The 12,667-nt window shown below is 70.4% G+C and carries 13 protein-coding genes; 1 reads left to right on the top strand and 12 read right to left on the bottom strand.

The features are described 5' to 3' along the window. Positions 1 to 8: 8 nt before the first annotated feature. Positions 9 to 1,526, bottom strand: a complete 1,518-nt coding sequence (gene hflX / locus SOM19_RS07095) for a GTPase HflX (protein ID WP_320485840.1) — start codon at positions 1,524 to 1,526, stop codon at positions 9 to 11. Positions 1,527 to 1,632: 106 nt separating this feature from the next. Here hflX and SOM19_RS07090 point away from each other — a divergent pair, with 106 nt between their 5' ends. After that, the gene (locus SOM19_RS07090) at positions 1,633 to 2,280 is read left to right on the top strand and encodes a class I SAM-dependent methyltransferase (protein WP_320485839.1); all 648 of its coding nucleotides are present in this window, start codon (positions 1,633 to 1,635) and stop codon (positions 2,278 to 2,280) included. Positions 2,281 to 2,296: 16 nt separating this feature from the next. Here the strand turns inward: SOM19_RS07090 and dapF are convergent, their stop codons facing one another. The 11 genes from dapF to SOM19_RS07035 all read right to left on the bottom strand — a co-directional run bounded on the left by dapF (position 2,297) and on the right by SOM19_RS07035 (position 12,644). Next, positions 2,297 to 3,169, bottom strand: coding sequence for a diaminopimelate epimerase (gene dapF, locus SOM19_RS07085; protein WP_320485838.1), 873 nt, complete (start codon positions 3,167 to 3,169; stop codon positions 2,297 to 2,299). Between the two features lie 26 nt (positions 3,170 to 3,195). Next, complete coding sequence (locus SOM19_RS07080; protein WP_320485837.1) at positions 3,196 to 3,618, bottom strand: GNAT family acetyltransferase; 423 nt, start codon at positions 3,616 to 3,618, stop codon at positions 3,196 to 3,198. Continuing rightward, positions 3,615 to 4,544, bottom strand: coding sequence for a tRNA (adenosine(37)-N6)-dimethylallyltransferase MiaA (gene miaA, locus SOM19_RS07075; protein ID WP_320485836.1), 930 nt, complete (start codon positions 4,542 to 4,544; stop codon positions 3,615 to 3,617). Before miaA ends, SOM19_RS07080 begins: the two co-directional genes overlap by 4 nt. Further along, positions 4,541 to 6,091, bottom strand: a complete 1,551-nt coding sequence (miaB, locus tag SOM19_RS07070) for a tRNA (N6-isopentenyl adenosine(37)-C2)-methylthiotransferase MiaB (RefSeq protein ID WP_320485835.1) — start codon at positions 6,089 to 6,091, stop codon at positions 4,541 to 4,543. Before miaB ends, miaA begins: the two co-directional genes overlap by 4 nt. 52 nt (positions 6,092 to 6,143) lie before the next feature. Then, complete coding sequence (locus SOM19_RS07065; RefSeq protein ID WP_320485834.1) at positions 6,144 to 6,659, bottom strand: regulatory protein RecX; 516 nt, start codon at positions 6,657 to 6,659, stop codon at positions 6,144 to 6,146. A gap of 247 nt (positions 6,660 to 6,906) precedes the next feature. Next, entirely contained in the window at positions 6,907 to 7,959 is a 1,053-nt protein-coding gene (gene recA, locus SOM19_RS07060; protein ID WP_320485833.1) for a recombinase RecA, read from the bottom strand. A 237-nt stretch (positions 7,960 to 8,196) separates the two neighbouring features. Then, positions 8,197 to 8,421 (bottom strand): DUF3046 domain-containing protein, encoded by a 225-nt coding sequence (locus SOM19_RS07055; RefSeq protein WP_320485832.1) that lies wholly within the window; start codon positions 8,419 to 8,421, stop codon positions 8,197 to 8,199. 29 nt (positions 8,422 to 8,450) lie between these two features. After that, positions 8,451 to 8,759 carry a helix-turn-helix domain-containing protein gene (locus SOM19_RS07050; protein WP_320485831.1) on the bottom strand — a complete coding sequence of 103 codons (309 nt, stop codon included), beginning with the start codon at positions 8,757 to 8,759 and terminating at the stop codon, positions 8,451 to 8,453. A gap of 145 nt (positions 8,760 to 8,904) precedes the next feature. Then, positions 8,905 to 9,381 (bottom strand): CinA family protein, encoded by a 477-nt coding sequence (locus tag SOM19_RS07045; protein ID WP_320485830.1) that lies wholly within the window; start codon positions 9,379 to 9,381, stop codon positions 8,905 to 8,907. Beyond that, positions 9,378 to 9,950 carry a CDP-diacylglycerol--glycerol-3-phosphate 3-phosphatidyltransferase gene (gene pgsA, locus SOM19_RS07040; protein WP_320485829.1) on the bottom strand — a complete coding sequence of 191 codons (573 nt, stop codon included), beginning with the start codon at positions 9,948 to 9,950 and terminating at the stop codon, positions 9,378 to 9,380. The genes SOM19_RS07045 and pgsA overlap by 4 nt, the downstream gene beginning before the upstream one ends. Positions 9,951 to 9,977: 27 nt before the next feature. After that, complete coding sequence (locus SOM19_RS07035) at positions 9,978 to 12,644, bottom strand: FtsK/SpoIIIE family DNA translocase (RefSeq protein WP_320485828.1); 2,667 nt, start codon at positions 12,642 to 12,644, stop codon at positions 9,978 to 9,980. Between the last annotated feature and the right edge of the window lie 23 nt (positions 12,645 to 12,667).

Genomic DNA, 12,667 nt, shown 5'->3' with positions numbered 1-12,667 from the left:
GCCCCGGCTCAGCGCACGAACGGCGCGAGGCGTGCGGCGAGGTGCTCGCCGACGCGGGCGTGCACGGCGGTGCCGCCCTCCTCGTGCTGCTGCGACAAAATGAGCCCCTGGTCGTGGATCGCCGAGACGAGATCGCCCCGGTCGTACGGCACGAGCACGTCGAGCTCGACGGCGGGCAGCGGAAGCGCCGCCTCGACCGCGGCGCGGAGCTCTTCGATGCCCTCGCCGGTGCGCGAGGAGGCGAACAGCGCCTTGGGCTCGAGGCCCCGCAGCAGCAGGCGCGTGTCGTCGTCGACGAGGTCGGCCTTGTTGAAGACCACGATCTCGGGGATGTCGCGCCCGCCCACGTCGCCGATCACGTCGCGCACCGTCGCCAGCTGCGCGGCCGGGTCGGGGTGCGAGCCGTCCACCACGTGGACGATGACGTCGGCGCCGCCGACCTCCTCGAGCGTGGAGCGGAACGCCTCCACCAGCTGATGCGGCAGATTGCGCACGAAGCCGACGGTGTCGGTCAGCGTGTAGATGCGGCCGTCCGTGGTCTCGGAGCGCCGGACGGTGGCATCCAGCGTGGCGAACAGCGCGTTCTCGACGAGGACGCCGGCGCTCGTCAGCCGGTTGAGCAGGCTCGACTTGCCGGCGTTCGTGTAACCGGCGATCGCGACGGAGGGGATCGTGTTGCGCTTGCGCTCGGCGCGCTTGGCATCGCGCGCCGGCGCGAAGTCGCGGATCTGGCGACGCAGCTGCGCCATCTTGGTGCGGATGCGGCGGCGGTCGAGCTCGATCTTCGTCTCGCCGGGACCACGCGAGCCCATGCCCGCGCCGCCCGCGCCGACCTGTCCACCGGCCTGGCGGCTCATCGAGTCACCCCAGCCGCGCAGGCGCGGCAGGAGGTACTCGAGCTGCGCCAGTTCGACCTGCGCCTTGCCCTCGCGGCTCTTGGCGTGCTGGCTGAAGATGTCGAGGATCACCGTGGTGCGGTCGATGACCTTCACCTTGACGACGTCCTCGAGCGCACGGCGCTGGCTGGGCGCCAGCTCGGTGTCGGCGATGACGGTGTCGGCGCCCACCGCGGCGACGATGTCGCGCAGCTCCTGGGCCTTGCCGCGACCGACGTAGGTCGCCGCATCCGGATGCGGGCGTCGCTGCAGCACGCCGTCGAGGACGACGGCGCCGGCGGTCTCGGCGAGGGCGGCGAGCTCGCGCAGCGAGTTCTCGGCGTCCTCCTGCTCGCCCTGCGCGTGCACGCCCACGAGCACGACGTTCTCCAGCCGCAGCTGGCGGTACTCGACCTCGGTGACGTCCTCGAGCTCCGTCGACAGTCCGGGCACGCGGCGCAGCGCAGCGCGCTCTTCGCGATCCCACTGCTCGCCGTCGGTGTCGGTCCGACCGATCGTGGCCTCGTCCTGCAGCGCCTGCGCGGCGCCGAAGACACGCACCCCGGAGCGCGCTTCTGCGCTCGCCAGCACGCGGTCCACCGGGTCCACCGGGGTCTCGTCCGTGCTCTGGGGTGTTGTGGTGTCCGTCATGTGTCCCTTCCGAGGATGCCTTTTCCGCCGGTCACCGGCGGGTTCCAGGGCATCCGTGAATTCTAGCCTCCCGCGCCGGGGAGGTCCTCCGCTACGCTCGACAGCCATGGGGAGCGATCATTACTTCAGCGCCTCCCCCGCCAGCGCAGAGAACCTGCGTCGCATTCGAGTAACGCTCGCCGGGCGTGACCTCGAGGTGACGACCGCAGGCGGGGTGTTCAGCCCCGATCACGTTGACTCGGGCACCGGGGTGCTCCTGGCCAACACGCCCCCGCCTCCCGCGGGCGGGAATCTGCTCGATCTCGGTGCTGGTTGGGGGCCGGTCGCGCTCACACTCGCGATCGAATCACCGCACGCGACGGTGTGGGCGGTGGACGTCAACGAGCGAGCGCTCGATCTCGTCCGCCGCAACGCCACTGCGCTCGGGCTCGACAATGTCAACGCCGCACTGCCCGACGATGTTCCCGGAGACGTCGTCTTCCGCACGATCCGGTCGAACCCGCCCATCCGCGTGGGGAAGAACGAGCTGCACGGTCTCCTCGAGCGCTGGCTCCCGCGCCTCGACGAGAGAGCCGACGCCTGGCTCGTGGTGCAGCGCAACCTCGGGTCGGACTCGCTGCAGCGCTGGCTCGCGGCGACGTTCGAGCGCGGCTACAGCGTGCACCGGGCGGCGACGGCGCGGGGCTTCCGCGTGATCAGGGTGCGCAAGCACGGGTCGCCGCCGAGCGAGCCGATCACGCTTCCCGAGCTCTGACGCGCCGGCAGCGGAGTCAGGCGAGCGCGACCTCACCGGAGTAGACCAGCGTCGCGGGACCCGAGAGAAGCACGTGGTGCTCGTCGCCGATGAACGGCATCCGCACCCCCAGGGTGCCCCCGGGGACGTCGACCGTCCAGTGGTCAGGCGCGGCGGGACCGGCCCAGTGCCGCACCGCAATGGCCGCCGCAGCGACCCCGGTGCCGCAGCTCAGCGTCTCGCCGACCCCGCGCTCGAAGACCCGCATGCGGATCGAGCCGACGCCGTCGCGCACGAGCGGGTCGCTCGGCACCACGAACTCGACGTTCGCGCCGTGCCGAGGCTCCGGATGCAGCTGCGGGAGCACCGACAGGTCGAGGCCGTCGAGCTCGCCGGTGTCGGGAAGCGCGACCACGATGTGCGGGTTTCCCACGTCGATGCCGAGGCCCGGCCGCGGGGCTCCGATGCCGCGGGCCCGCACGAGGACATCGTCGGATTCGACACGCCAGGTGCCGAGATCGACCTCGAGGCCGAGATCGCTCCGCGTGACGGTCTTGACGCCGGCGCGGGTGCCGATGGCGAGCGGTTCGCCGTCGAGCGAGGCCAGGCCTGTCTCGGCGAGGTAGCGGGCGAAGACGCGAATGCCGTTGCCGCACATCTCTGCCTTCGAACCGTCGGCGTTGCGGTAGTCCATGAACCATTCGGCTCCGGATGCCGCGGCCGCCGCACCTTCGTCGATCGCCGTCGCCCGGACGACGCGGAGGATCCCGTCGCCGCCGATGCCGAACCGGCGGTCGCACAGCACGGCGACCTGGTCGTCGGAGAGGTCGAGCTCACCGTCGGGGTCGGGCACGATGACGAAGTCGTTCCCCGTGCCGTGACCTTTGGTGAACGAGATGGTCTGCGGCATCGCTCCAGTCTAGAGGCGCCGTCCGATCAGTCCGCGATGAGCCGCTTGCCGGTGGACCAGATGTCGAACGGCTCGTAGCCGAGGGACTCGTAGAACCCGCGCGCAGCGATGTTGTCAGGCCGCACCATGAGCTGCACCTTGGGGCATCCCATCGCGATCAGCCGCTCTTCGGCGCCGGCGACGAGGTCCCGCGCGATGCCTTCGCCGCGGCGCAGGGGATCACTCGCGAGGTAGTACAGCCAGCCCCGGTGCCCGTCGTAGCCGGCCATCACGGAGCCGACGATCCGGTCGTCGTCCTCCGCCACGAGGAACAGCTCGGGCTGCACGGTGAGCTTGCGCGCGATGTCCTTGCGCGGGTCGTTCCACGGCCGCGTGAGTCCCACCGCGTTCCAGAGGGCGACGACGGCGTCCGTGTCGCGCTCCTCGAACACCCGGACGGTCGCGCTCATGTCTCCCCCGCAAGCTCGGACGCCGGATGCCCGGGCTGCACCCACCGCGTGCCGGCGTAGCGCTTGAACCACGACACCTGCCGGCGCGCGTAGCGGCGGGTCAGGGCCTGGGTCTCGGCGATGGCCTCGGCTTCCGTGCACTCTCCCGCCAGCTGTGCGAGCGCCTGAGCGTACCCGATGGCGCGGCGGGCGGTGACGCCCCGCTCGAGGCCCGCATCGCGGAGTGCGGCGACCTCGTCGAGGAGCCCGTCGCGCCACATCCCCTCGACCCGAGTGTCGAGCCGGGCCACGAGCTCTTCGCGGGGAACCGCCACGCCGACGATCGTGGTGGGCTCGTGCCAGAGACCGGGCGCCTCCGGCAGCGCGGCGCCATGGGTCTGCTCGCCGAGCTCGAGCACCTCGAGCGCCCGCACGATACGCCGCCCATTGCGCGGATCCACTCGATCGGCCGTCGCGGGATCGCGCGCCCGCAGCCGCGCGAGCAGCATCCCGGGCCCGTGCGCCTCGAGTTCGGCCTCGAGCCGCGCGCGGACCTCGGCGTCGCGCGGCGGGAATCGGAAGTCGAACAGCACGCTCGACACGTACAGGCCGGAGCCGCCCACGAGCACCGCGTCGCCGCCCCGCGCGTGGATGTCGGAGATCGCGGTGCGCGCGGCGTGCTGGTACCAGGCGACGGCGGCCTCCTCGGTGACGTCGAGCGCGTCGAAGAGGTGATGACGGATGCCGCGTCTCTCCCCCGGAGGGAGCTTCGCCGTGCCGACATCCATGCCGCGGTAGAGCTGCATCGCATCGGCGTTCACGATCTCGGCGGGGCGGCCGGCTCGCGCGAGAGCCTCGGCGAGGTCGAGCGACAGCGCGGTCTTGCCGGTGCCGGTCGCGCCCACGACAGCCCACAGCCGCGGCGGACGTACGGCGGAAGCGGTCACACCCCGAGGCGCAGCGTGGGGAGTCCGAGCGAGACGGCGCGGGGTGCGCCCGATTCACCCGCGGGCGCGGGGACACCGCACGACTCGGCCTGCGAGCGGTCCCATGCGTCCCCCGAACGCGTGCGGCGGATGCGGAGCGCGGCCCCGTCGGGCGCATCGGCGAGCAGGTGGAACGGCGCGGCGTGCGTCACGACGACCGAGACGACGTCGCCCGGTCGCGGGACCGGCGACCCTTCGGGCACCTCGAAGTGCACGAGACGGTTGTCTTCGGCCCGGCCGGTCAGCCGATGGGTCTCGGCGTCCTTCTTGCCCTCGCCGCTCGCCACGAGCACCTGCAGCTCGCGTCCGACCTGCTTCTGGTTCTCCTCGAGCGAGATGCGCTCCTGCAGTGCGATCAGTCGCTCGTACCGCTCCTGGACCACTGCCTTGGGCACCTGGTCGGGCATGGTCGCCGCAGGCGTGCCTTCGCGGATCGAGTACTGGAACGTGAACGCGCTGGCGAAGCGCGCCTGCTCGACCACCCGCATCGTGTCTTCGAAGTCCTCGTCGGTCTCACCGGGGAAGCCGACGATGATGTCGGTCGTGATCGCGGCGTGAGGCATTCTGCTGCGGACGCGATCCAGGATGCCCAGGAACCGGTCGCTGCGGTACGAACGGCGCATCGCCTTGAGGACGCGGTCACTGCCCGACTGCAGCGGCATGTGCAGCTGCGGCATGACCGCGGGCGTCTCGGCCATCGCGTCGATGACGTCGTCGGTGAAGGCGGCGGGGTGCGGGCTGGTGAAGCGGATGCGCTCGAGCCCCGGGATCTCACCGGCTGCTCGCAGCAGCTTGCCGAATGCCTGGCGGTCTCCGAACTCGACGCCGTACGAGTTGACGTTCTGGCCGAGCAGCGTCACCTCGAGAGCGCCGTCGTCGACGAGAAGCCGGATCTCGTTGAGGATGTCGCCCGGGCGGCGGTCCTTCTCCTTGCCGCGCAGGCTCGGCACGATGCAGAACGTGCAGGTGTTGTTGCAGCCGACGGAGATCGAGACCCAGCCGCTGTGGAGGCTGTCGCGCTTGGTCGGCAGTGTCGACGGGAAGATCTCGAGCGCTTCGAGGATCTCGAGCTCCGCCTCGCCGTTGTGGCGCGCGCGCTCGAGCAGGCTCGGCAGGGACCCCATGTTGTGCGTGCCGAAGACGACATCGACCCACGGAGCCTTGTCGAGGACGGCGTCCTTGTCCATCTGGGCCAGGCAGCCGCCCACGGCGATCTGCATGCCCTCGTGCTTGTCCTTCCGGGACTTCAGGTGCCCGAGGGTGCCGTACAGCTTCCCCGCGGCGTTGTCGCGCACCGCACAGGTGTTGATGACGACGACGTCGGCTTCCTCACCGGCGTCGGCCCGGATGTAGCCCGCACTCTCGAGCGAGCCGGACAGCCGCTCGGAGTCGTGGACGTTCATCTGGCAGCCGAACGTGCGAACCTCGTAGGTGCGCGTGCGACCGTCGACGCCGAGGGCCGCCACGGAGGGCGCGATGATCGTCGGTGAACTGGACAGCGTGGTCATGATGGATGCCATTCTACGAGCCGGTGCTGCGAGTCCGGCCCGGCCTGTCGGTCTAGCGGAAACGCACGCCGCTCGAGCCCCCGGGGCTCTCGTCCAGCGCGGTCCGCGCGGCCGTCATCGCGACCGCCCCTCCGTATCCGCGGCGCGCCAGCTGCCCGGTGAGACGCCGGAGCGCGGTGTCACGGTCGACGCTGCGCAAAGAGCGCGCCTTCCCGCGCGCGAACTCGAGCGCCCGCTCGAGGTCGTCGTCGGGCATCGCTGCCAGCGCGGCATCCGCCACGTCGCGCGGAATCCCCCGCTTCGCGAGCGTCTGCGCGATGACCTGGCGTCCTTGGCCCTTGCGGTCGACGCCCGCATGGACGAGCTGCTCCGCGAGGGCTGCATCGTCGAGGTAGCCGTACTCCTCCATGGTCGCGAGCACATGATCGGTCGCCGCCGGGTCGAGGTCGTACTCGCGGAGCAGGCCACGCGCCTCGCTCACCGACAGCGACCGCGTGCGGAGCCGCTTCAGCAGCGACTTCTCCGCCAGTTCGATGTTCTCGGAGGCCTCGACGGAATCGGTCGCCACGGTGGGTCTTTCCGAAGCCCAGGTCTGATGCCAGGGGCCTGCCGCGGCGGCAGGCTCGCCGGCCTCTTCGGACTCCGGCTCGGGCGCGGGGTCACCGTCCGGTTCTGCGGCCGGTTGATCGGCCGGGAGCGTCCCAACGGCCCAGTGCTGCGATCGCACGGGCTCCGGCCGTGTGGGCGGCGGACCGCCGAACAGCGGGATCACGGGGGCGAGCGTTTCGCGCTCGCCCCCGGTCTCGGTGCCCATGTCAGGCAGGGCGGCGTGCAGCCAGTTCGTCGGAAGCCGGAGCCTCGACGACCTTGGGCTGGCCGATGCCGAGCTTCGCCTTGATCTTCGACTCGATCTCGGCCGCGACATCCGGGTTCTTGAGCAGGAAGTTGCGCGCGTTCTCCTTGCCCTGGCCGAGCTGCTCGCCGTCGTAGGTGTACCACGCGCCCGACTTCTTCACGATGGCGTGCTCGACGCCGAAGTCGATCAGGCTGCCCTCGCGGGAGATGCCGACGCCGTAGAGGATGTCGAACTCCGCCTGCTTGAACGGCGGCGCCATCTTGTTCTTCACGACCTTGACGCGGGTGCGGTTACCGACCGCGTCGGTGCCGTCCTTCAGCGTCTCGATGCGGCGGATGTCGAGTCGCACCGAGGCGTAGAACTTGAGCGCCTTGCCGCCCGCGGTCGTCTCGGGTGAGCCGAAGAAGACGCCGATCTTCTCGCGCAGCTGGTTGATGAAGATCATCGTGGTGTTGGTCTGGTTGAGACCACCGGTGAGCTTGCGGAGCGCCTGCGACATCAGGCGGGCCTGGAGGCCGACGTGCGTGTCGCCCATCTCGCCCTCGATCTCGGCCTTGGGAACCAGAGCGGCGACGGAGTCGATCACGACGAGGTCGATCGCACCGGAGCGCACGAGCATGTCGGCGATCTCGAGCGCCTGCTCGCCGGTGTCGGGCTGCGAGACCAGCAGCGCGTCGATGTCGACGCCGAGCTTCTGCGCGTAGTCGGGGTCGAGCGCGTGCTCGGCGTCGATGAACGCGGCGATGCCGCCGGCGCGCTGCGCATTGGCGATCGCGTGGAGCGTGAGCGTCGTCTTACCCGACGATTCCGGACCGTAGATCTCGATGATCCGGCCGCGGGGAAGTCCGCCGATCCCGAGCGCGACGTCGAGCGCGACCGATCCGGTGGAGATGACCTCGACGGGGGCGCGGTCGTCGCTGCCCAGTCGCATGACCGAGCCCTTTCCGAACTGCCGGTCGATCTGGGCGAGGGCCGATTCCAGGGCCTTCTCGCGGTCAACTGCTGAGGGCATGACGTGCTCCTTATGCTCGCGTTCCGTCGCCTGTAGGCTGTCGCGCTCCGGCCCCGGTGGGACGGATGCTGCGACAAGGCGTGAGGTGTCGTTCGACGTGGTTCACGCTAGGGGTGGGCTCCGACATCCGTCTTCGCTCCTCCCGCTCTCGTGGAGAGACACGCTCTCGACACCCGCTGTGCAGGAGCCTACGCAGCTTTCGAACGGATCTTCGACGACACGCCGACTTCGGAGGCCTCAGCCGCGGCGCGGTTCCAGACGCCCGACGCCGTAGCGGCGCTCCTCCGGCACGTCGGTCTCGACGCAGATCGCGAGCCACACTTCTCGCGGCGGAACACCGGCGGCCAGGGCCTCGACGGCCGTGCGATCGCCGACGCCCGACAGCACGAGGTCGGTCGTCACGGCGCCGCCGCGGGCACCGAACTCGTCGGCCACGGCGCGATCGAACTCACTGCGTCGCATGCCGATGGACCGCCGGGGACGTCGAGCGCTCAGCGCAGCGAGAGCTCGGCGTCGACCGACGCGACGAGGTCGTCGGGGACGACATCGGGGAAGACCTGCAGGCCCTCGAGCACCGAGATGCGGTCGCCGACCTCGCGCATGATGATCGAGATGGGGACGTCGAGCGCCTCGGCCACAGAGGCCAGGATCTCGCTGGAGGCTTCCTTCTGGCCGCGCTCCACTTCGCTGAGGTAGCCGAGCGCGACACTCGCGCGGCTCGCCACCTGGCGGAGGGTACGACCCTTCTGCTGGCGGAAATCGCGAAGCACTTCGCCGATCTCTTGACGTACCAGGATCATTGTGGGCCCCCTCTCACTACTGATTCCGCCGCTGTCCGGGTGGACAACAGTACAGCACCGGATGATGCCAATCTAATCCCGCCAACTGGGATATGGGTGGGAATCACCGAATGTAACCGAGAAGAAACACGGTCTGTTCCCGCTGTCATCGATCACCTTCCGGGATCGCGCGGAGGCACAGCTCGAGCACCAGGCGCACCGTCTCAGCGCGGATCTCGTCTCGAGTTCCGTGCAGTCGCAGCGCCGCGACGGTGGAGCCGGCCGGTGTCGCGACGGCGGTGAACACGGTGCCCACCGGCTGGCCGTCCTGCGGATCCGGGCCGGCGACGCCCGTGGTCGCGACACCCACATCGGCCCCGAGCACGCGGCGTGCGGCCTCGGCCATCGCCTGGGCCACGTCCGCATGGACGGGTCCGACCGCCTGCAGCAGCGCTCGATCCACGCCGAGCGTCGTGTGCTTGAGGTCGGTCGCGTAGGCGACCACGCCCCCGCGCACGTGCGCGGACGCCCCCGGAACGTCGATCAGCGATGCGACGACCAGCCCGCCCGTGAGCGATTCCGCCGTGCCGATCGTCCAGCCTCGATCTCCGAGGGCGGCGAGCACGTCGCCCGCGAGCGTCATGCGTCTCGTCGGGTCTTGCGGCGGCCGCGGAGCTCCGTCGCCACGTAGTCGATCCCGCTCGCGATGGTGAGGACGACCGCGATGGTCATGGTGACCCCGTTGACCCACCAGATCCACTCGCCCACGACGGTCCACAGCGGCAGAAGGGCCAGCGACAGTGCGACCGCCTGTGCGAGCGTCTTCAGCTTGCCCATCCAGGCCGCGGCGACCACGTGGTCGCTCGCCACGATCAGGCGATGCACGGTGATCCCGACCTCGCGGATGAGGACGATGACCGTGATCCATACCGGCAGCTCACCGAGGATCGACAGGCCGATGAACGCGAACCCGGTGAGCACCTTGTCGGCGATCGGATCGAGCAGCTTGCCGAGGTCGGTGACGATCTCGTACCGCCGCGCCAGGTAGCCGTCGATCCCGTCCGTCGCGATCGCGACGATGAACAATGCCGCAGCCCACCAGCGCAGCGCGCCGTCCGCGCCGCCGTCGGCCAGCAGCATCCAGAGGAACACCGGCGCGCACAGGATGCGCACGATCGTGATGATGTTCGGGAGCTGCCGAGGGATCGCCATGTGGCCGAGCCTAGTTGCTGAGCGTGGTCAATCCCGGCCGGTGAGGCCCCATGCGTCCTCGTCGCCCTCGGCCTCCACCACCGGGTAGTCGTCGAACTGGCGGTCGACGGCATCCGAGCCGTAGGATTCGGCCGCGCCGCCCGCCGCGGCGGGTGCGTCGTCGCCGCGGAGGCGCGCCAGGATCGCGGGCAGCTGCTCCACCGTCACGAGCACGTCGCGGGCCTTCGAGCCCTCGGACGGGCCGACGATCTCGCGGGACTCGAGCAGGTCCATGAGGCGGCCGGCCTTCGCGAAGCCCACGCGGAGCTTTCGCTGCAGCATCGACGTCGAGCCGAACTGCGTCGAGACCACGAGCTCGGTCGCCGCGAGAAGCAGTTCGAGGTCGTCGCCGATGTCGGCGTCGATCTCCTTCTTCTCGGCCGCGACGGCGACGTCGGAGCGGTACTCCGGTCGGGCCTGCGCCGTGACGTGCTTGACGACCTTCTCGATCTCCTGCTCGCTGACCCACGCGCCCTGCACGCGGATGGCCTTGGACGTGCCCATCGGGAGGAATAGCGCGTCGCCCTGCCCGATCAGGCGATCGGCGCCGGGCTGGTCGAGGATGACGCGGGAGTCCGTGACGCTCGTGACCGCGAAGGCCAGTCGCGAGGGGACGTTCGCCTTGATGAGACCCGTGACGACGTCCACCGACGGCCGCTGGGTGGCGAGGACGAGATGGATGCCGCTGGCCCGGGCGAGCTGGGTGATGCGGACGATGGAGTCCTCGACGTCGCGCGGGGCGACCATCATCAGGTCGGCGAGCTCGTCGACGACGACGAGAAGGTAGGGATAGGGCTTGAGCACCCTCTCGCTCCCGACCGGGAGCTTCACCTCACCTGCGACCACCGCGCGGTTGAAGTCGTCGATGTGCCGGTAGCCGAAGGACGCGAGGTCGTCGTACCGCATGTCCATCTCCTTCACGACCCACTGCAGCGCCTCGGCGGCCTTCTTGGGGTTCGTGATGATGGGCGTGATGAGGTGGGGCACTCCGGCGTACGAGGTGAGCTCGACGCGCTTGGGGTCGATCAGCACCATGCGCACGTCGGCGGGCTTCGCGCGCATCAGGAGGCTCGTGATCATGGAGTTCACGAAGCTCGACTTGCCCGAGCCCGTCGATCCGGCCACGAGGAGGTGAGGCATCTTGGCGAGGTTCGCCACGACGTAGCCGCCGCCGACGTCCTTGCCGACGCCGATCGTCATGGGGTGCGTCGACTGCTGCGAGTTCTGCGAGCGCAGGACGTCGCCCAGCGTCACGATCTCGCGGTCGACGTTCGGGATCTCGACGCCGATCGCGCTCTTGCCGGGGATCGGCGCGAGGATGCGGACCTCGTTGGATGCCACGGCGTAGGCGATGTTGTTCTGCAGCGCGGTGATGCGCTCGACCTTGACGCCGTGCCCCACCTCGATCTCGTACTGCGTGACCGTCGGTCCGCGTGAGAAGCCGGTGACGCGGGCGTCGACCGAGAACTGGTCGAGCACGCTCGTGATCGCGCGCACGGTGTCGTCGTTCGCCTGCGATCGGGCGACGTGCGGCGTGCCCGCCGCCAGCGCATTCACCGACGGCAGCCGGTACGGCGTCATCGGGGCGGAGTGGGGGGTGTCGGACCCGAGGCCCGAGAGGCCGGGCAGCACGCCGTCGTCGAGCGCGTCCTCGCTGTCGTCGCGCAGCGACGTGACGGAGGGGGCGCCCTTCGCACCGGAGCGCGAGGCGGCGTCGATGATCTCGGTGAGGGCATCCGCGGACGGCGGCGCCACGGGTGGTTCGAGCACCTGGTCGAAGCCGCCCTGCGGCGGACCGGGCGGCAGCAGCACGGTGAGGTCCTGCGAGCCGAGGGTGCCGTCGGGGTCCTGCTCGCGACCGGTCTTGTTCCGACGCCACCACGGGAGCGCGGGATCCTGCTCGTCGGCCGGGGCCGCGGCATCCGCTGCGCTCTTCTCGGTGCGCGGCTCGGCGTCGAACATCCACGCGTAGAGCTCGCCCAGGCGACGCCCGATGCGGTTGGGCGGCGTCTTCGTCGTGATCAGGATGCTGAGCACCGCGAGGAGGGCGAGCACGATGTAGGCCCCGACGTCGGTGAGGAGAAGGGCGAGCGGCTCGGCGAGCATCCATCCGAACAGGCCGCCCGCCTCGCTCAGCGCGGGGAGCCCTTCGCTGGGCTGCGGGCGGCCGCCCGCGACGTGGCAGAACCCCGCGATGGTGAGGATCAGGAGACCGAAGCCGATGCCGACCCGACCGTTGTCATGCACGGACGACGGGTGGCGGAACATCCAGCCCGCGAGGAAGAGCAGCAGCACGGGGAGGACGAACGCCTCGCGGCCGATGAGGGCGCCCATGGAGTAGGCGCTGATGAGCCCCGCCACCTCGTTGCCGATGAAGAACCACTCCACGACCGCACCGGCGATCGCCAGGAGCACGAGCAGGAACGGGAAGCCGTCGCGGCGCTGATCCTTCTCGAGCGTCTCGGGCCCGAAGGCCCGGAACAGACCGCCGGTGGCGTGCGCGAGGCCCAGCCAGGCGCGGACGATCACCGGCGGCTTCTGCGCCTCGCCGACATAGCGCTTCGGGGTGGGTGCCGGCGCCGGCTTCTTGGCGCGCGACGATGCGGCGCCTGACGGCGCGCGACCGCTCTTGGTCGGGCTGGTACTCCTGGCCATTCCCCCACGGTAAGCCGCACCCC

Origin of the sequence: Microbacterium sp. CFBP9034 (genome assembly GCF_034045255.1) — a bacterium.
Lineage (GTDB): Bacteria > Actinomycetota > Actinomycetes > Actinomycetales > Microbacteriaceae > Microbacterium.
Note: the sequence above shows the minus strand (reverse complement) of the source record. Positions and strands in the feature narration are given on the sequence as shown.